The sequence below is a fragment of the Citrobacter amalonaticus genome (assembly GCF_001559075.2).
Lineage (GTDB): Bacteria > Pseudomonadota > Gammaproteobacteria > Enterobacterales > Enterobacteriaceae > Citrobacter_A > Citrobacter_A amalonaticus_F.
In genome coordinates, this window is the sequence record NZ_CP014015.2 from 4,299,675 (window position 1) to 4,318,848 (window position 19,174).

The 19,174-nt window shown below is 46.4% G+C and carries 17 protein-coding genes and 2 pseudogenes; 14 read left to right on the plus strand and 5 right to left on the minus strand.

Going from position 1 to position 19,174, the window contains the following annotated elements:
- The first annotated feature begins 75 nt into the window (after positions 1–75).
- The 6 genes from AL479_RS20905 (at position 76) to AL479_RS20930 (ending at position 8,561) form a co-directional block, all read left to right on the plus strand.
- A complete protein-coding gene (locus tag AL479_RS20905) occupies positions 76–1,512 on the plus strand; it encodes a GGDEF domain-containing protein (protein WP_061077485.1) in 1,437 nt (478 codons plus the stop codon).
- Positions 1,513–1,586: 74 nt separating this feature from the next.
- A complete protein-coding gene (locus tag AL479_RS20910; protein ID WP_061077486.1) occupies positions 1,587–2,114 on the plus strand; it encodes a GNAT family N-acetyltransferase in 528 nt (175 codons plus the stop codon).
- Between the two features lie 106 nt (positions 2,115–2,220).
- A complete protein-coding gene (locus AL479_RS20915; protein WP_061077487.1) occupies positions 2,221–3,672 on the plus strand; it encodes a tagaturonate reductase in 1,452 nt (483 codons plus the stop codon).
- 214 nt (positions 3,673–3,886) lie between these two features.
- Positions 3,887–4,801 carry a bestrophin family protein gene (locus AL479_RS20920; protein ID WP_061077488.1) on the plus strand — a complete coding sequence of 305 codons (915 nt, stop codon included), beginning with the start codon at positions 3,887–3,889 and terminating at the stop codon, positions 4,799–4,801.
- Positions 4,802–5,024: 223 nt separating this feature from the next.
- Positions 5,025–7,814, plus strand: a complete 2,790-nt coding sequence (locus tag AL479_RS20925; protein ID WP_081093695.1) for an autotransporter outer membrane beta-barrel domain-containing protein — start codon at positions 5,025–5,027, stop codon at positions 7,812–7,814.
- A gap of 264 nt (positions 7,815–8,078) precedes the next feature.
- Positions 8,079–8,561, plus strand: coding sequence for a CaiF/GrlA family transcriptional regulator (locus tag AL479_RS20930; protein ID WP_061077490.1), 483 nt, complete (start codon positions 8,079–8,081; stop codon positions 8,559–8,561).
- Between the two features lie 2 nt (positions 8,562–8,563).
- On the opposite strand, the gene tam is transcribed toward AL479_RS20930, so the two are convergent.
- Complete coding sequence (gene tam / locus AL479_RS20935; RefSeq protein ID WP_061078035.1) at positions 8,564–9,322, minus strand: trans-aconitate 2-methyltransferase; 759 nt, start codon at positions 9,320–9,322, stop codon at positions 8,564–8,566.
- 92 nt (positions 9,323–9,414) lie between these two features.
- On the opposite strand from tam, the gene AL479_RS20940 reads away from it, so the two are divergent.
- Entirely contained in the window at positions 9,415–9,780 is a 366-nt protein-coding gene (locus AL479_RS20940) for a hypothetical protein (RefSeq protein ID WP_061077491.1), read from the plus strand.
- Positions 9,781–9,838: 58 nt separating this feature from the next.
- Here the strand turns inward: AL479_RS20940 and AL479_RS20945 are convergent, their stop codons facing one another.
- Positions 9,839–10,636 carry a hypothetical protein gene (locus AL479_RS20945; RefSeq protein ID WP_061077492.1) on the minus strand — a complete coding sequence of 266 codons (798 nt, stop codon included), beginning with the start codon at positions 10,634–10,636 and terminating at the stop codon, positions 9,839–9,841.
- Between the two features lie 586 nt (positions 10,637–11,222).
- Here AL479_RS20945 and AL479_RS20950 point away from each other — a divergent pair.
- The 4 genes and pseudogenes from AL479_RS20950 to AL479_RS20965 all read left to right on the plus strand — a co-directional run.
- Positions 11,223–12,083 (plus strand): annotated as a pseudogene (locus tag AL479_RS20950) (site-specific integrase); the annotation flags it as partial.
- Positions 12,082–12,945 (plus strand): annotated as a pseudogene (locus AL479_RS20955) (site-specific integrase); the annotation flags it as partial. The pseudogenes AL479_RS20950 and AL479_RS20955, both read left to right, overlap by 2 nt.
- Positions 12,942–15,305: a hypothetical protein gene (locus tag AL479_RS20960; RefSeq protein ID WP_061077493.1), complete on the plus strand. Its 2,364-nt coding sequence runs from the start codon at positions 12,942–12,944 to the stop codon at positions 15,303–15,305. The pseudogene AL479_RS20955 and the gene AL479_RS20960, both read left to right, overlap by 4 nt.
- Entirely contained in the window at positions 15,305–15,754 is a 450-nt protein-coding gene (locus tag AL479_RS20965) for a hypothetical protein (protein WP_081093697.1), read from the plus strand. The genes AL479_RS20960 and AL479_RS20965 overlap by 1 nt, the downstream gene beginning before the upstream one ends.
- 23 nt (positions 15,755–15,777) lie before the next feature.
- Here the strand turns inward: AL479_RS20965 and AL479_RS20970 are convergent, their stop codons facing one another.
- On the minus strand, positions 15,778–15,972 hold the full coding sequence (locus AL479_RS20970; RefSeq protein WP_061077495.1) for an MbcA/ParS/Xre antitoxin family protein: 195 nt from the start codon (positions 15,970–15,972) through the stop codon (positions 15,778–15,780).
- Positions 15,956–16,288, minus strand: a complete 333-nt coding sequence (locus AL479_RS20975) for a helix-turn-helix domain-containing protein (protein ID WP_071887672.1) — start codon at positions 16,286–16,288, stop codon at positions 15,956–15,958. Before AL479_RS20975 ends, AL479_RS20970 begins: the two co-directional genes overlap by 17 nt.
- 98 nt (positions 16,289–16,386) lie before the next feature.
- On the opposite strand from AL479_RS20975, the gene AL479_RS20980 reads away from it, so the two are divergent.
- The 3 genes from AL479_RS20980 to AL479_RS20990 all read left to right on the plus strand — a co-directional run bounded on the left by AL479_RS20980 (position 16,387) and on the right by AL479_RS20990 (position 17,690).
- Positions 16,387–16,947, plus strand: a complete 561-nt coding sequence (locus AL479_RS20980; protein ID WP_061077496.1) for a hypothetical protein — start codon at positions 16,387–16,389, stop codon at positions 16,945–16,947.
- A gap of 46 nt (positions 16,948–16,993) precedes the next feature.
- Positions 16,994–17,176, plus strand: a complete 183-nt coding sequence (locus tag AL479_RS20985) for a hypothetical protein (RefSeq protein WP_061077497.1) — start codon at positions 16,994–16,996, stop codon at positions 17,174–17,176.
- Positions 17,177–17,492: 316 nt separating this feature from the next.
- Positions 17,493–17,690, plus strand: a complete 198-nt coding sequence (locus AL479_RS20990; protein WP_225851917.1) for an SEC-C metal-binding domain-containing protein — start codon at positions 17,493–17,495, stop codon at positions 17,688–17,690.
- A 284-nt stretch (positions 17,691–17,974) separates the two neighbouring features.
- Here the strand turns inward: AL479_RS20990 and AL479_RS20995 are convergent, their stop codons facing one another.
- On the minus strand, positions 17,975–19,117 hold the full coding sequence (locus AL479_RS20995) for an ATP-binding protein (protein WP_061077499.1): 1,143 nt from the start codon (positions 19,115–19,117) through the stop codon (positions 17,975–17,977).
- Positions 19,118–19,174 lie beyond the last annotated feature (57 nt).

A 19,174-nucleotide genomic window follows, 5' to 3' on the forward strand; every position in this document is an offset into this window, starting at 1 on the left:
TCATGCTATTCTCTTAAATATTATAACCATTACGCAGAGATAATTGCCTACGGCAATTATATGGATAGATATTTAATGCACGTACTCCACATTCCTCCTTTCCGGCTGTTTCAGGAAGGTCATCCACTGCGTAACGCCAGCGTTATTTTTGCCTTAACCACACTGTTCTACTTTATTGGCGCCGAGCTGCGTCTGGTGCATGAGCTCTCGCTGTTCTGGCCGCTCAACGGCGTGATAGCCGGGGTTTTCGCACGCTACGTCTGGCTTAACAAACTGCATTATTACGCTGTCAGCTATGTTGCCATGCTGGGCTATGATGCGATCACCACCGAGTGGGGATGGGCGTCGTTGGTCATTAATTTTTCCAACATGGTGTTTATCGTGATTGTCGCCCAACTGGTGATCCGTGATAAACGACTGGGGAAAAATAAATATGAGCCCATCAGTGCGTTGCGCTTATTTAATTACTGTCTGATTGCGGCACTGTTCTGCGCAATAATTGGCGCGATGGGGTCTGTGGGTATCGACCGACTGTCATTCTGGCCACTGGTGGCTGACTGGTTTAGCGAACAATTCTCGACCGGGGTGCTGATTGTGCCCTGTATGTTGACGTTGGGTATTCCCGGTGCGGTGAAACGTTTTAAACCCGAACAGCTAATGCCCGTGGTGGCGTTAATGATTTCGGTACTGGCATCGGTCATTATTGGGGGCGCCGGAAGCCTGGCCTTTCCGTTGCCGGCACTGATCTGGTGCGCAGTGCGCTACACCCCGCAGGTCACCTGTCTGCTGACCTTTATTACCGGCGCCGTTGAAATTGTGCTGGTGGCCAATTCGATTATCAATATCGCGGTGGAGTCACCGTTGTCTACGCCGCAGATGTTCTCTGCGCGACTGGGCATTGCCACAATGGCGATTTGCCCCATTATGGTTTCGGTCAGCGTTGCGGCGATTAATTCCCTGATGAAGCAAGTTTCCCTGCGTGCCGATTTCGATTTTCTTACCCATGTCTATTCTCGTTCCGGACTCTATGAAGCGCTGAAGCGTCAGGAGTATCCGCGCTCGCAGCATATTACCGTCATGCTGCTGGACATCGATTACTTCAAGAGCATTAATGACAACTTCGGTCATGAATGTGGCGATCGGGTGCTCAGCGTGTTTGCGCAGCGTATTCAACAAATTATCGGCGACCGGGGACTGGTGGCGCGTATGGGAGGGGAAGAGTTTGCCGTCGTGGTTCCCTCAATACATCCCGAGGAAGGGATGCTGCTGGCGGAAAATATTCGCAACGCTGTCGCTCGTGATCCCTTTACCTGGAACCAGCAGAATATCTATCTGACGGTGAGCATTGGCCTTGGGAATGGCAGTATGGGTTCCCATTTGCTGACGGACGTATTCAACAAATTGATGGTTGAAGCGGACGAGTGTTTATACCGTTCGAAGAATGAAGGTCGTAATCGGACCAGTGACCGCCGGACGGATAAGACAGTTTTCGCTGGAAGCGATCTGGCATAACAATATCCTATGTCACTGTCTGTTGTGTTATCACAATGTTAAGTGCATGGTGTTGTCTCAATAAAGGAGACAACATGACCCTGGCAAAATCCTGTTATGTGCTGGATGCGGCAGCCATCGAGGCGAGAATTGATGAGCTCTGTGACGTCCTGACCGACTGCGTGACGCGCGGTGCATCAGTCAGTTTTGTTTTACCTTTTACACACTCAAAAGCACGTGCATTCTGGCATGACGTCGCGCAAAGCGCGGGCAGAGGGGAGCGCGTCGTTCTTGCGGTCGACAACCCCTCAGGCGTGATTGTCGGTACGGTGCAACTCATCCTCCAGCAGCCGGAAAATCAACCTCATCGCGCGGACGTGGCGAAACTTCTTGTTCACTCCAGCGCGCGTCGCCAGGGATTAGCCCGTCAGCTGATGACTGCGCTGGAAACGTGTGCAATACAGCAGCAAAAAACGCAGCTGGTACTCGATACCGCTACGGGAAGTGATGCTGAGTTGTTCTACCACTCTTGTGGCTGGCTCAAAGCCGGTGAGATCCCTGATTATGCGTTGATGCCCGATGGAAAGCTGACCGGCACCACGCTTTTCTATAAATCTCTATAAATAGTTGTCATGAATTGATCAAAACAGGGTTTTACTCTCGTAAAGTTTTGCTAACCTGTTCTACCAATTTAATCAGGTTGTATGACTAATCGAAAGGGAACCCATTGTGAAAACACTTAACCGTCGCGATTTTCCCGGTGCTCACTATCCTGAACGCATCATTCAGTTTGGTGAAGGTAACTTCCTTCGCGCCTTTGTTGACTGGCAGGTTGATCTGCTGAATGAACATACCGATCTGAATTCGGGTGTGGTCATTGTTCGACCTATTGAAAGTACATTCCCACCTTCACTCAGTACGCAGGATGGCCTTTACACGACAATCATTCGTGGTCTGAATGAACAGGGAGAAGCCGTCAGCGATGCCCGTTTGATTCGTTCGGTGAATCGTGAAATCAGTGTTTACGGTGATTACGATGCGTTCCTGAAACTGGCGCACAATCCTGAGATGCGTTTTGTGTTCTCTAACACCACGGAAGCGGGCATCAGTTATCACGCCGGTGATAAATTTGATGATGCGCCAGCGGTAAGTTATCCGGCGAAGCTAACGCGTCTTCTGTTTGAACGCTACAGCCACTTCAACGGCGCGCAGGATAAAGGTTGGATCATCATCCCTTGCGAACTGATTGATTATAATGGTGATGCGCTGCGTGAACTGGTGCTGCGTTATGCGCAGGAGTGGGCACTGCCAGCGGCATTTATCACCTGGCTGGATCAGGCAAACATCTTCTGTTCCACGCTGGTGGACCGTATCGTTACGGGCTACCCGCGCGATGAAGCGGCGCAGTTGGAGACCGAACTGGGCTATCACGATGGTTTCCTTGATACAGCCGAACACTTCTATCTGTTTGTGATCCAGGGACCGAAATCACTGGCAGCAGAACTGCGTCTCGATAAATATCCGCTTAACGTTCTGATTGTTGACGATATTAAGCCGTACAAAGAGCGCAAAGTCGCTATCCTTAACGGTGCGCACACGGCGTTGGTACCGGTGGCATTCCAGGCCGGACTGGATACGGTCGGCGAGGCGATGAATGACACCGAAATCTGCGCCTTTGTGGAAAAAGCGATTTATGAGGAGATCATCCCGGTTCTCGATCTGCCGCGTGATGAGCTGGAATCCTTTGCCAGTGCGGTAACCGGACGTTTCCGTAACCCCTACATTAAGCACCAGTTGCTGTCGATTGCGTTGAACGGGATGACCAAGTTCCGCACCCGCATTCTTCCGCAGTTGTTGGCAGGGCAGAAGGCGAACGGCCAACTCCCGGCTCGTCTGACCTTCGCATTAGCCGCCCTGATTGCTTTCTATCGCGGTGAGCGTAATGGGGAAACGTATCCGGTTCAGGACGATGCGCACTGGATCACCCGTTTCCAGCAACTCTGGAGCCAGCATGGCGATCGCCAGATGACGACTCAACAACTGGTGAGTCACGTTCTGGCGGTGGAGGAACACTGGGAACAAGACCTGACGAAAGTGGCAGGGCTGGTTGAGCAAGTGGCAGCCGATCTCGATGCGATTCTGTCAAAAGGAATGCGTGAAGCGGTGAAACCGCTGTGCTAAAACAGTGACCCGGCTAAGGCCGGGTTTCTTATACGATCGTTATAGTTACAACATACAATGTGATTAATACTATTTCCCCCAATGCAAGTCCTGTGCATGAAAGGGTCTTTCAGCGAGAAACAGGTGACAATGTCACGTGTAACGTGTAACGTGCTTGAATGTTTGATCCAGATCACGTTTAATAGCGGGATTCGTCTCTTTCCAGAAAACCGTCATGATCGTTCGTCCCCAACAGCACTGGTTACGCCTGATATTCGTCTGGCACGGCTCTGTACTGGCAAAAATCTCTTCCCGCTTGCTGCTCAATTTTCTGCTGTCTATTGCCGTGATCGTCCTGCTGCCGTGGTATACGATGCTGGGTATCAAATTTACCCTCGCACCGTTCAGTATTCTCGGTGTGGCAATCGCTATCTTTTTGGGCTTTCGCAATAACGCCTGTTATTCCCGTTATGTCGAGGCGCGTCAACTCTGGGGACAACTGATGATCGCGTCTCGCTCGTTGCTGCGGGAAGTCAAAACGGTATTACCGGATGACCGCGAGTTAGGGCAGTTTGTCCGGCTGCAAATCGCCTTCGCTCACTGCCTGCGCATGACGCTACGGCACAAACCACAGGCTGAGCCGCTGGCGAAGTATCTTAGCACGGAAGATCTGCAACGTGTGTTTGCCTCTCACTCTCCGGCAAACCGCATTTTACTGATGATGGGGGAATGGCTGGCGATACGTCGTCGCGACGGACAGCTTTCGGATATCCTGTTTCATAGTTTAAACAATCGCTTAAATGACATGTCCGCCGTTCTTGCCGGTTGCGAAAGAATCGCCAATACGCCGGTGCCGTTTGCCTACACGCTAATCCTTCATCGCACCGTTTATCTGTTTTGCATCATGCTGCCTTTCGCCCTGGTGGTCGATCTGCATTACATGACGCCTTTTATTTCGGTCCTCATCTCCTACACCTTTATCTCTCTGGATGCACTGGCGGAAGAACTGGAAGATCCGTTTGGGACAGAGAACAACGACTTGCCCCTTGATGCTATCTGTAATGCCATCGAAATTGATCTGCTGGAGATGAATGATGAATCAGCCATTCCAGCTAAACTGATGTCGGATAAGCACTACCAGTTGACATGAAAGAAGAGAACCTTCCAGTTAATGAACGACAGACTGTGCGTGTCAATGCGCTAATGCCGGTTTTCAGGATTATCTTATTATCGATGATTGAATTTCAGATAATGACCGCATAATTTCTGTACGAACATAAATAACTCTTGATAAGGGATTTAAGGCGTTCTTAAAACATCCGCATGCCATCAGTGCATATCAGGATGTTAAACGATGATCAGGAGGATTATCTATGAACGCTATTCAATCAGGAATGAACACGATCCCACACGTTGATATAAAGAAGTCGACGCCGTCACTCGTATCAATAAAGTCTCTGTCACCATTGCCGGCTATTCAAGGATTGTTACTTGCCACCACTGGTCTTATTGCCCCGACAGGACTGCTGGCGGAAGAGGTACGTTGCGAAAGTGAATCGGCAACATACTGTGTTGAGAAAAAACTTAAAGCAGCAAATAACGTCATGGCAACCTGGACGCCTACGGCTCCGGACAGTGATGTTCTTATCAATAAAAATGCCCATGTGATTTTATCTGCTAAAGAGAATAACGAACTGGGTTGGCGTGAGTTTGGTTCCCTGACTGTCGGTGAAGGCACAAAAGGTGAACTCACAATAAGAGGACGCACCATTAAATCATCTGAAAGCGCGATTGGTGATGGTGCTGTCGGTATTGTGACGCTAACCGAAGGTGCGCAATGGGACCTCAGTGGCGAGAATTTGTTTGTCGGCAAAAATAACGGCGATGGAACATTAACGGTTAAAGAGGGAAGTCAGATCACTAATATCGACGAACTGCGTATTGGCGAGTTTTATGCTGATGCAAAGGGGCTTACCACCATAGAAGGTGAGAATTCTTCGATCCGTTCCGGCTGGACTGTTGTGGGCGATCAGGCAGAAGGCCGACTGGATATTTTGAATGGTGGGCAACTCTTTGTTCGTGAACATATGAATATTGGCTATGTCGGCAAAACGCTCACCACGAATCGCAAAGGAAACGGCGTCGTCAATGTCGAGGGTGAAAATTCACTTTTAGAGGTCGGTACATCGCTCATTTTGGGGGGCTTTAAAACCACGCCAAATGATGCCAAAGGCGAACTCAATATCAGTAATGGCGGCAAAGTTAAGGCAGGAGAGAAAATCAGGCTCGGTATTGGGACAGGAAGTACCGCTACAATCAATATCGGTGGTAAACCCGGTGAAACCGCACAAGAAGCAGGATCTATCGAGACGCCGCTCATTGTACTGAGCGACACAAATCAGAATAACAGTACCGCAACACTGAACTTCAACCACACCAGCGATGATTACTCTCTGAATGCAGCAATAGAAGGCTACGGTAATGTCAACCATAGCGGACCCGGCCGGACGCAACTGAGCGGCGATAATCGTTATACCGGAAATACTCACATCAGTCGCGGAACGCTCAGCGCTGGAAGCGTCACAGGTTTTAGCCCGAATTCTGATTTCACAGTCGGGGACGGTGCCACGCTCGATCTTAACGGTTACAGTCAAACCATTCAGTCACTTCAGCTTGGTGGGACGCTGAGCTTTGGCGATCCGCTGGTCAACCGCGATGCTCTGGCGCTGTCCAGCAGTGTCCTGACGGTCAGGGGCGATTATGCCAGTGACAATGGCTTACTTATCCTGAACACCACGCAGGATCAAGTGCAGCAAAAACCGGTGGTTAACCAGCTTAATGTTTCAGGAAACACCACAGGAACAACCCGGGTCGTGTTGAAGGAATTAGGCAGTGTCGCGGTTGGTGATCTGAACGGTGCGCGAGTTGTCCAGGTGGCTGGAGATTCTACGGGTGAATTTGTTGCCCAAAACCGTCTGGTTGCCGGGGCGTATGACTACGCGCTATTACGCGGAGTTGAAAGTGAAAATGATGATGGGATCATGGATTCCAACCACTGGTATCTGGTCAATAACTGGGCGCCCGTCGACGATACCGATCCCATAGATGACCCTGACCCGATTATCGAACCGAAAGAGGGTGATCAGAAGCCCTTGCCTACGCCGTCCCCAGGCATCGAGCGCGCATCCGCCGTGGTGATGCGCCCGGAAATGGGAGCGTACCTGGCAAACCGCAGGGCGGCTAACACCCTGTTTGCTACCCGTTTGCACGACAGGTTAGGTGAAACGCAGTATATCGATCCGATCTCCGGGGAAACGCGTGTCACCAGTCTGTGGCTACGTAATGTCGGTGGGCATACTCGTTTTCATGACCGTTCAGGGCAGTTAAGCAGTCAAAGTAATCGTTATGTGGTGCAGATTGGCGGCGATCTGGCTCAATGGAGTTCCGGTCAGGAGGATCGCTGGCATCTTGGTGTCATGACGGGTTATGCCAACAGTCAGAGCAATACCCGGTCATCATTATCCCATTATCGTGCTGACGGCACGGTTTCGGGTTACAGCACAGGCTTGTATGCGACCTGGTATGCCGATAACGCCGCGAAGCAGGGGACCTGGATAGACGCATGGGTGCTCTACAACTGGTTTGATAACACGGTGCGCGGACAATCTCTGACGGAAGAACGCTATCGCTCGAAAGGAATGACCGCGTCTCTGGAGATGGGACATACCGTTAAACTGACTGAACAACCGCGACTGAGTTACTGGTTGCAACCGCAAGCACAGCTAATCTGGATGGGCGTCTCTGCCGACGATCATCGTGAAGATAACGGCACATGGGTGCGGGATAAAGGGAAGGGTAATCTACAAAGTCGTCTTGGGGTAAAAGCTTTTATGCAGGGCTACTCTATTCGCGATGAAGGTAAAGATCGACTCTTTCAGCCCTTTGTTGAGTTGAACTGGCTGCATAATACGCGTAATGATGCGGTCTCAATGAATGAGATCAGCAGCTCGATCGATGGAGCGAAAAATATTGCAGAACTCAGAACGGGCGTCGAGGCGAAAATAAATTCGCGCCTGCATCTGTGGGGAAATATTGGTCAGCAGATCGGCAGTGAGGGATTTAGCGATACCCAGGCAGTGCTTGGTTTGAAGCTGCGCTTTTAAAACTTAACCCCGCGCATTCTGTAGGATGCGCGGGGATGTCTCTATCATCAACACTTCCCTGATCTATTAACGAAAAGTGTGAATTAATAGACTGCATCACTCTATTACCTGACGAATAACGCAGGAAACCTCCGTTACAAGGTAATTAAAGTGATTTATCGCAGGCTCATTGAGATCAAATAAATCCACTCTATTTGCGTGATAAATGTATTGGACACTTTTAATCCACCTGATATTCAGGCCAATCAGTATCAAGGGAACGCGATGTTTATTAATCCATCGTCCTCCACCACGAAAAGACGCGTGGAGCACCGTTTTCACATGCCCGAGGAAATCCAGCATTTAGGGGAAATGCCGCTGTTCAGAGCCGTTGCCTGGTGGGGATTTCTGCGCAATAAAGAGTTTTCGCGCCATGACGTAAGCCAGGCATTTCATATTGACTTGCGCCGGGCCAGCGGGATTCTGCATTATCTCTGTCACCGCCACGACAAACGCGACATCGAATTCAGCGTTCGCAAGACGGCGGTGCAAGGCGGACATTGTCAGCTATTAGTCAAAATACACTCTCCGGCGACGACCGGAATCGTATCGACACCGCCTGCCAAAGCGACACCTGCAACTCGTCAAGCAAAGAAGCGTACCGCAACGGACGATCGTCAGCTTTCACACTGGCTATTATCACGGCCGACAGGGAATAATAAAGCGAAGCTGGCCGCCTGGAAAGCAGCCTGTCCGCTGAGAGAGTGAGATCAGGACTGGCGACGCGCAATCAGGAATAAGCGCGGAAATGCCAGTAATATCTGACCATCTTCCTGAAGTGGGTATTGCTCTTGTAATAGCTGATGATAGCGTTTCAGGAACCGTTGCTGCTCGTGTTCATTGAGATCCTGCAGCCACGGGCGTAACCCTGTCGCACTGACCCAGTCAATAATCGCCTGATGTGAACGCATCCTGTGATAATAGGTTGTGCGCCAGATATCTACCTCGCATCCCGCTTCGCTCAGAATGTCGTAATACGCGTGAACGCCGGGCAGGGCGTCGCGACCGCGATTCGGATAGTCCTGTTCGTAAGCAACCTCGCGCATCAGCACATGCGAAGGCTCCAGCCAGTTATCCGGCATTTGTACGGCCAGAATACCGTTGTTATTCAGCAGGTTGACCAGGTGTGGAAACAGATCATAGTGATCGGGGATCCATTGCAGCGAGGCATTAGCGTAAATGACATCGGGCGGTGTGACGGGTTGAAACTGGCGAATATCCGCTTCAACAAAATGACAATTTGGCAAAGCCTTTCGCGCCTCGTCCAGCATTGCCGGGGAGGTATCCACGCCAGTAATGCTCGCGCCAGGCCAGCGCTGTTGCAGTAACGCGGTACTGTTACCGGGGCCACATCCCAAATCAACCACGGAAGAGACAGGCTCAAGTTGAATTCTGGCCAGCAGTTCTGCGGCGGGTCTTGAACGCTCTGCACCATATTGCATATACAGCGCCGGATTCCAGTCGGACATCATCAATTCTCCTGTCAATGATTTAGCTAAGTGTGCACAAGGTATGAACTATACTAGTTTAGTATTGCCATCGCCCGGGAAGGAAATTCCTTATGAATAAAACCGATATCAAAGGTGGTATCGACATCGCGATGAAGGTCCCATCACATCAGTATCAGCAGACGATTGATTTTTATCGGAATATTATTCGGTTACCCGAAATTATCGATAAGCCGCCGGCAGTGGGATTTGAACTCGGGCCGAACAAACTCTGGATTGATGAAGCTCCGGGACTTAGTCAGGCAGAACTCTGGCTGGAATTATTCACGCCCAATTTCAGTGGTGCAGAAAAGTACATCGAACAATGTGGTGTAGTCCGTTGTGATGCCGTTGAACCGTTACCCGACGGTTTCAAGGGCGGCTGGATCATGAATCCGTGCAACATTGTCCATATGCTAAGAGAGCCGGAGGCCTGGTGAGTTGAATATCATTTATCGAAGAGGCTGCAGCGAACTCCGTTTCTGCCGCAGCTTAGCGTCACTGCTGCGACGGAGGCTGTATTTCGGCCTTTCGGGTATTTTCCATCTCTGTTAGAGAATTAAGGTCTATACGTACGCGGGTATACTCATTGTCCAGACCGGATTTTTCATAGACAAACTGGGGAGGGTGGTTAGATTTACCTGGCGCATTTCTATAGATGCCCACCAGAGCACAATTTTCAGTCAGAATGACATTTTGCGATAAAATCGTCGGGATAAGATAAATTTCAAGCATGCTACTTTCAGGCAGCTTTACCGCAAATGACCTGATTTCAGATATGGATTCATTGATTTTGGATTTATAGTAATCCCGCGCTTTTCCATTTTTTTTGCACAAAAATGACTGAGCATCAGATTCAGGATCGATAAGGAAAATTATCGTCTTTTTGTTTGATTTTGTGAGCCTTTTTGCAAAATCGCCAGCGTTAACAGATAGAAAATTCCTGCCGTCATTCATAGCAATATGCAACTCTTCGGCACCCAATATATCAATTCCTAAGATATCCAGATCGTTCCGGTACTCAATTTTTTTTATCCCTATCTTATCCAGCGATATCAGGTTAGGGAACTTGTTATTAATTAATTCTTTGATTTCATAGTTGGTTTTACTGGTGATGACTTTGTTGATATAAAAGGTGATAGTCAAGCCAATGAAAATGGTTGTCCCTAAGGGGATCGTTATTTTTTGTACAACATCAGGTAAATCCATTAAAACTGGAATGATGGTGAATACGATGTAAAGAATGACTCCCCATAATGCCAGAAACTTTTTGAATATATTTACAATTGAGTCCATTTTAAATTTATAACCTTATGCAATCCATCTTACCGTTTAACAACCGAGTAATCATATCACTGAGGTCATCGCGTTTTACCGACACTGTCCGCAGAATGTAAATCTCATCATGTGGAGCCGTGAGGCTTATGCGAAATGTAGTGGCGGTATGAATTCAAAATGGATCTGAATCATCGACGATGCAGGTTGCAGAGTTAGAATTCATCTGCGCGATTTTCACATACGCAAAGCTCAAGGCTGAGATGTGTCAGGATACATCAAACGAACGTAACGGCAGAGCGTATTTGACGGGATGCTGAATGGCAAAACCTAATGCGACAGAAGGTTTGTCGGCATCAGAGGAACTGGCGAACGCTTGCAATCAGCAAGACAAATGACGGCCGAAGAACATCGGATTCTTCCTTACTCTATTTAAGTGCGCATAATGTATATTATGTTAAATCATGTTGATTGCTAACTTACTTCATGAACCAAGATGGTTCGCATAAAATCATAGGGTTAAGTCTCCCCTTAATCTTTCGTTTGCTGGCATTATGTTTAAGAGCTATTTTCTTCATATCCACGAACTTCTCTGAGGATGTCTCAGATGTATATACTCGAACAGTTGAGTGTTGCTCCAAACCGGCGGATTTGGACATTGGTTGACACCACTACTAACTTACCGCTTCTGTTTCCACTTCTCTTTCTCATTGATCGCTTGTCTTTACGTTCCGAATCCACGCAGTCATCTACGCTACAGGCTCTAAAATTTTTTTATGAGTACTGGTATCAAAAACATGATGTTACTTTCTGTTTGAGTTTCCATCTGTCTGGATACAATCCTTCGATTGCAATTAGTGAGCTTGAAGCATTTCTTCATTATCTTGAATCAGGAAAGTTTGTGTTGCCTACACTCGGACGTGCTGTAATTAGCAAGCACAATACAAATATTAATCATGTACATGCAGTCTGCCGTTTTATCAACTATCTAATCAATACTTACGTTTCTTCTCGTTATATGGATGGCACCCCAAAAGAGCTTTCTCGTTACGCTTTACAATTATCTAGGCGTTTGTCGGCCTATCGTTCGGATTTTCGACCCAGCAAGCAAAAGCATTCAAACAAACATTTTAATAGCCTTACAGAAGACATGGTCAGGAAATTTTATGAGATTATTAGACCAGAATCGTCTTCCAAGCCAAATCCTATTAATCCCTTCCCTGCTGGAGAAATTCAATTCAGAAATTATTTAATCTGTCGTCTTCTTTTGAATTATGGTTTACGTGTAAGTGAGTTGCTTCTGTTAAAAAAAAACTCAATTAAACCTAACATCAAGGGCGTACAGTTCAGTATCATAGTGACGTCTGTAGATGATGATGTTAGAGATCCAAGAAAGAGGCTGCCGTCATTAAAAAACTCATGGGCGCATCGGGTTTTAGCGTTAGACATAAATGATTATAACCACTTTGGCTGCTGGTGACTTTCGAATCGATACTTGTAATACGGCTACAGGGTTAGTTCGTTATAGCGTTCTTTTACCTTATGCTAAACAAAGGTACGTAACTACTGATCGGTTGATTCTGGCGCTCCCGCCGGAAATCGGTACACTGGTTAACCATTATATAGATAAAGCAAGATTGTTACCTACCGATAAGATGTTTGATATGGGGGCATCAGCACCTAAGTTTGTATCTCAGTCTATTAGACAAACCATTCTAAACTTCAGCCCACCTGATTATCAAGCTGCCGTTGCTCGCGGAGAAGCAGCCCCCCCATCAATCACACCAACTGATTTACGCCACAACGTTGGTCATTCACTGGCTATGCAAGGAGTAAGTGCCGAAGAGATTGCTCACATTCTTGGTCATTCATCCTTAGTTGTAGCAAAGCATTACATCTTGGCAACACCGGCCTTGGCCTTGATCCGCGCTAAAGCACTAGGTTCTAACCCCGTGTGGCAAAACATGGTGGCTATGATGATGACTGGGAAGTTGGTCCCTTCAAAAGAATGGCAAGGTCGACGAGTAGTTGGCATGGTTGGTGATCGATTACATTATGAGATTGGTGGTTGTGCGAGACCCGATGACGAATGCCCATTCTGTGAAGTCCGTTGCTGCTATGGTTGCTTATATTACCGCCCTTTCCTTGATGGCCAACACCAGGATGTACTAGATAGCATCTTGAAAGAAGTCGATGAGCTGATAGCTGTGTCAGATAGTGTGGGCAATGCTCACAATCCACTAATTTCTATCCACGAGACGACGCAAATAGAAATCAAGTCAGTGATTGCCCGTTGTCATTTGCATAACGTCAGAGGTTGTGGGAAATGAAAAAAAATATAGAGAATTTTGATACTTTTATCGTAGAACAGAAAGCTTGGTTCGAAGAGAATCTGGCAGCTGATTTTGCAGAATCATGGGATAGCCTTGTCTGGATATGTGGGAAAAAAGGTTCCGGCTGGTTACGAGGCAATGGTGTTAATGTATTGCGATTTGATGAGATTAACCGGCTAAAAGGAATCGATGAACACTATACTGTATCCGATACTTATCAGTTGTTTATGAAAGCCATGCTGGTACTCGTCTATCGAGGCAGAAATCGCAGCATTTCCCCTGCGGTTGCTATTGCAACTCTGATTATTTTGAAACGCTGGTACTGTGCGCTGATTAAATCGACTGGGCAGACTCATCCCATCTATCTGGCTACAGATGTTGTACGTAGTGCGATGGATACTATGAGTGCAGCATCCAAGCCAGGTGATCCTAACATAGCCAACTACAAGGGGCGTTGCGTTAAGATTCAAAAATTAGTAAATCATCATGCTTTCACATTGGTAACTCTACATTATGTGTCCGACGAAAATTACACTAACCGGACCAATTTGACCCAGAAAGCCCGGGAAACAGTAGCCCTCAAACACCAGGACAGGCTCGATGATACAGTCACTGATGGTGAAGGTGCACTTATTACAATTCGAGGATTCCTCAATATCGTGTCACTTATCCAGCGTGTAGAAAACGGCACTGAAAAGATAGCGCTCAATTGCCTTCTGCTACTCATCATCACGGGGTTTCGGTCCGTTGAAGCATTCAACCTCAGGCTGGATGCGTTGGTAAAACGAAAGATAGATGATGCTGATATCAGCAGACGTCTACGCGATAAAGGGTTGCCGGATTATTTTCTTGGCATTCGCTATGTTGGTGTCAAGGGAGCTGGTGATCGAACACATTGGGTCGAACCCTTAGCTGTTCCTTTAGTTGAAAACATATTCAAATCGGTTAAGTCACTAACATGTGAGTTACGAAAGCATCTCACAAACTTACGTTTAAAAGGATTTGCTGATTATTTACCAGAGGCGATCAGTGATATTGCAGGTGAACTTGTTGAACTGGATGATATTGTAGAACACATAGCCCAATCCTCATCAGTGCTTCGGGGGCGTTCCGGATTACGTGATAAAGCATCAAAAGCGTTAGCGAAACGAGGCTGTATTCCGACTGAAGTCATTCTCCTTCCGGGTAATGAAAAAAGGAAATATTATTTAAAATCAGACCTTAGCCTGTACCTTAAAAATGAATTTGGTGATAGTAGCGCAAATACTCCCTGCACTCACGCCTGGGTAGAAAACGGCAAAAGATTTGAGATTATGTATGAGGATTTATTGTTCCTTTATCCCAAAGGGTCTATGACGTTAAAGAGAGCATTGGGACTAAAAGCAACACCGCTACCACTGAGTAATGCTGGCATAAACAAGTTTCTCGGTAACTTTGATGGCTATGCTTCGGTCTTCAGTAAATACAGACTTCTCGAAGATGACGGTCGCCCTACCCAGCTTCGTACTCATATTCCTCGTCACAATATAAACACTTTTCTCGCTATTGCTGAAATTTCAGACCACTTACAAGCCATGTTGATGGGGCGTGTTGATATTACTCAAAATAAGCATTACCAGCATTTGGCTCTTAAGGAACGCCGTAAGACTGCTTCTCTTATTCCGTTAGTTCCGATCGTACAGGAGCAGACAACACTAACTGCTATTGACGCTCATACACCGCTCGATACGGTAAAACAAAGTGGTATGATGGTGTTTAGCAGCACGAAGAATCTGGAAACCAACATAAAGATGAACCTGCATTCCTTCGATAATCGTGACGATGTTGCAGGATTCATTGAAGCGTCGTTAGACGATGGATTATTCGAAGACATAGCCGCTGCGTTCGAGGATATCAGTAAAAATGAAGGGCCATCGCAAGCGTCTGAAATGGTGCAAAGACACGCGGTACTGCTTCCCTTGAAATTGGGATCCTGCATGAGAGACGTAAATTTGTGGGGATGTCCTTATCGAATGAAATGCCAGGCATTGAAGCCCTGTGAGCATTTCACTTTAACAGGTCGTATTGATGAATACTCCACTGTTCAAGTCAAAGGTCGGGCATTAAACGAGGCTACGTTTGCTTTTGAACAGTATACCGCGGCCCTTCCGGGCAACCAGCTAATGCAAGGCAATATCGAAGAAAATCTAGCACAACTAGGTGCCTTAACTAAGCAATTACGCAATCGCTCAAACTCCCTGCAAGTAATCCCTTCACAGGTGGTCCTATCCGGAGAGATAAAAGTAGAAGGTGAAATTCGTACTCTGGCTCAACTATTTGCCCTCGAGTACCAAAAAATCAAACAAGGAGACGACTGATGCGGGGTAAAGAATTGGATACTCAGATTGAACATGAGCTCCAGCTGATGTTGATTGAAGGGTTTGATAAATCGCCAATTTCAGCTAAAAGTTTACACGCCAGACTTAAATCAAAAGGCATCATCAATGGCGGCTTAAGTACATTAAGTAGCATTGAACGAAAACGTCTTATTGCAGCCTATGTCGATCAACAACTAACTCCCCTAAATCTTCGCCCCAAAGAAAAGCAGCAGTATGTGAATCGTAAAACTCGTCAGGCTTTGCTTGGTCGTAATCAGCAGCTTCAGGAAGAGAACAAAGAGCTGCGCGAACAGCTAGCACAGAATACCTTGTCATTAATTGAAATTGTCAAAGCGGTAAAAATCAATACGGTTATACCGGTAGAAAGCCTTCTTGCTCCGCACTTGATTATGGAGCTACACGAAAGGAAAAAAAACAATGATAGGTAAAATGCTATATTTGCACAACAAAGTCATGAATAAACGCCTTGCTCTATTCGAAAAATTAGCATGGCAACTTTCAATGCCCCCTCTTCAGAGTCCATTATCTCATAGGGTGTCTTCCACTGTAATGCTCTGTTTGGTTCATTGCACCAATTTAATGCCGCACTTTCGTTACCTTCAAAAAGTTCAGTAGCCTTTTGTATAACATCATTTTTTGTCAGCATATGTTACACCTGAGGATGTTTTGAGTGTTTCGATAAGGTTACTTCGCTCTTCCTCTGTCATTCGGGAGATGAGTAACGCAAGTTCTGCTGTTGTTTGATCATCACAAAAAAAATAGTTCAACGGCACGTTTAACTCTGCCGCCATACGTCGAAGCGTATCAATATCGGGGACATGACGTCCTTTCTCATAATGATTCATACGACTGCTAGCCGATGCGGGATCAAAACCAACATGGAGACCCAGAGTGCGCTGTGATAATCCCGCCCTGCATCTCGCTTCCTTAAGCCGTTCTGGTATCGGATTTTTTTCAGACACTGATTCATCTTCATTAGCCTCGAGTGCTTAGATTGTCTAAGTATCTGTCATTGTTGTATACTTAGCAATCCTAAGCTAACTAACTTGTTTTAACTGCTATGAGTAGTCGAATAATCAACCCTGAATCGTACATATTTTCTGCAATTAACTATATTAACAGTAGTAATTTCACCAGTACTGATATAGCTAAAATACTCGTTAAGCGTTTTAATCTACCAAAGACTTATTTTAAAGCGAAGGCATTTTCCTATAGTCAGTTACAAATTCTTGTGAAGCGTGGGCTCTTAACGAAGACTCGACAGAAAGGTATTTATCAGAATTTATATTCTGAAACAACTGCATTTCAGACCGCAATAACTAGTGTTGAATTAATTGACCTTTCAATTAGTTTATCAAATATCGCTATTTTTCCTGATGAGATAAAAATCAATAGTGACATAAGGTCAATATTAAAAGAGATGATTAATAAATATACTAATGAGCTCGAGAAGATTTCAGGGGCAAAAGAGATATATGATGAGCTATGCATTAACGTACCAGCTCGGGAACAAGAATTCAAAAAACTTTCATCTGAGCAAGAAAGAAGATACATTAGAGTCAATGAAAAAATAAACACGCTAATGAATATTGTAGATGAACCATCTTTTTTATATAATTAAAGATGGTTCATAGTGGTTAATAATCAACCTTCCGGCGGCAAAGCAAATGAAGTCTAAGATCGTTTTATTAGATTGTATTAAAAGACAACTTGCTGATAAGTGTAATGAGGTCACTGAAGAACATGAACTTCAAACTTGTGATGTGGATGAGATACATCAGTGGATTATTGAATTAAATGATCTTATAGAAATTCAAGGAATTCTTTCTGATGATTATAAATCCTTTTAAATATCAGAAAATTAAATTACTCCCAACTTTTAGCCAAAGTGAACAGTGTATTTCTCATTCTCTTCTCGGTCATCGTCGTCCGTCCCCGTTATTATGGTATGTCGGCCCCCTCGACGGCATTTCGAGGCTATACCCCGCAGAACATGGCGAGGGTGGCCGGTAAGTCGAATATCCATAGGTCTCTCGCGAATAAAACGTTCTGGAAAAGCCATCTCACGGGGATGGCTCGTACCGTTCCATGCGACTGGTTCAGGTCCGAAGCCAGTACGCCGTTATACTGGCACTTGCAGGCGAATATGAGCAGGCAGAAGCGGAGATGTGTCGGCTAGCCCCTTTTTTTGAAGGGTTAACAGGTGAGCAGCGACAGGAGGTTGAAAATCAGTCGAACTACATCGCGCAGCTTGCTTACAAGGCGGCTAAATCCGAAGTAACGCGATTTTTCGGGGCGGTAGGCAGAAATGAACCTTGTCCCTGCGGGTCGGGAGTAAAGTATAAAAAATGTCATGGAGCCTGAGTGCTGGCTTCGCTATGCTGGACGCGGCTGGGGGGTAAGTCCATGGGAGCCATATCAGGATGCTGTCCACATCGTGCAACCGAGTGCTTTTTCTTGGTATTGCCGTTGACTCTCTTAAAGCACATCGTCGTGCGTGGTAGCAGTATATGGCCTGCGAAAGCAGGCCAAATTCACCCAAGAGGGAGAAAATACGCGAGTGCGCACTAAAACACGCTATCGTAGCGCTGACATTTAGTTGCAACGTCAAAAATGAACAACTCCCAGGCAGGGTTACTGGCTTCGGCTCAACGCATATGGTTAAAAACCCACCAGGAAAATTGTCTCTCTGCTTCCATTCTTAGTTCTGGGTCAGTTTTCATCGATGCTGTACCAGGCATACCATCCGGACAAAAATCAGCAAGCTGACTTTGAATAAACTTTAGCTTTTCTTCTTTTTCCCCTGCGTTCTCAAACACCATGAATGGCAGCTCGATAATCGGCGGTTTGGTTTGGGTGGTTAACGGCATGGTTATGCCTGAATTACGGCCAGGCAGTGAGTGTAATTCTCTGATATGACTCAACAGATTGTAGGGTAAGGTGTTTTTTACGAAGTAAAAAACGTCTGCATAATAATCAGTTACGAATCCATCCCTTTTTCCTGGATAAGCCAGTGTATCCATCTCTGGAAAGGGAAACTGTAAACCCTCATTTCTGTAATGTACGATTGGCACTCGTTCAAGTACACGCCCACGGTATTTGAGGATGTATTCATAGTGACAAGGTTGCTCAATGCTAATCGTTGACCACCAGTGTTGTCCTCCTATATCTTTTTCTGTGTCGCCAATATGAATGGCATAATCCGGGTCCAACCGATAATAGGCCTCACTGATACCGTCATATTCCCAATTGTCGTAATCCAGAAGCAGTCTGACTATGCGGTCAGCGGGTGCCAGGTCCAGGTTAAAGCGCTCTCTCCACATTGCCATGACATCTCCAGGGCTGGCACAGCTAGTTACGGGCGTATTGGCATCTTGTTGCCGGGTGTAAACGACACCGGCTCTGACAGTTTTTCCCTCTTTTATATAGTCCTGGGTCAGATAGTAGGGTTTAATTCTGACGTTACGAATTTGTAGAATAGCCAGCACCTTATGCTGGAGTGTGATGTGGTGCAGCTGAATATCCGGACAATGGTGCTCTGCAAAACTGACTTTTCTTAACAGATCGATTAAATTTGCCTGGTTAAGTTGCTTACCATCTTCCTGCACGCCGGTAATCACCCCTTCATCATTCACGCCAAAAATCAGATACCGGTCACCGTCATGCAGGACGTTTGCCATGCAGAGGATATCGTGAACAAGGGCTGCATTGTTTTGGTGGTAGGTTTGTTTAAAGTCCCACCATGGCCCTTCCTTGCCACTGGCAATCAGTTTTTCGATGGTTTCGTTCATAGTCCCCTCTATCCGATATGGCGTGCGTTTGCTTGTACCAAGTATTCCTTCAGTCTA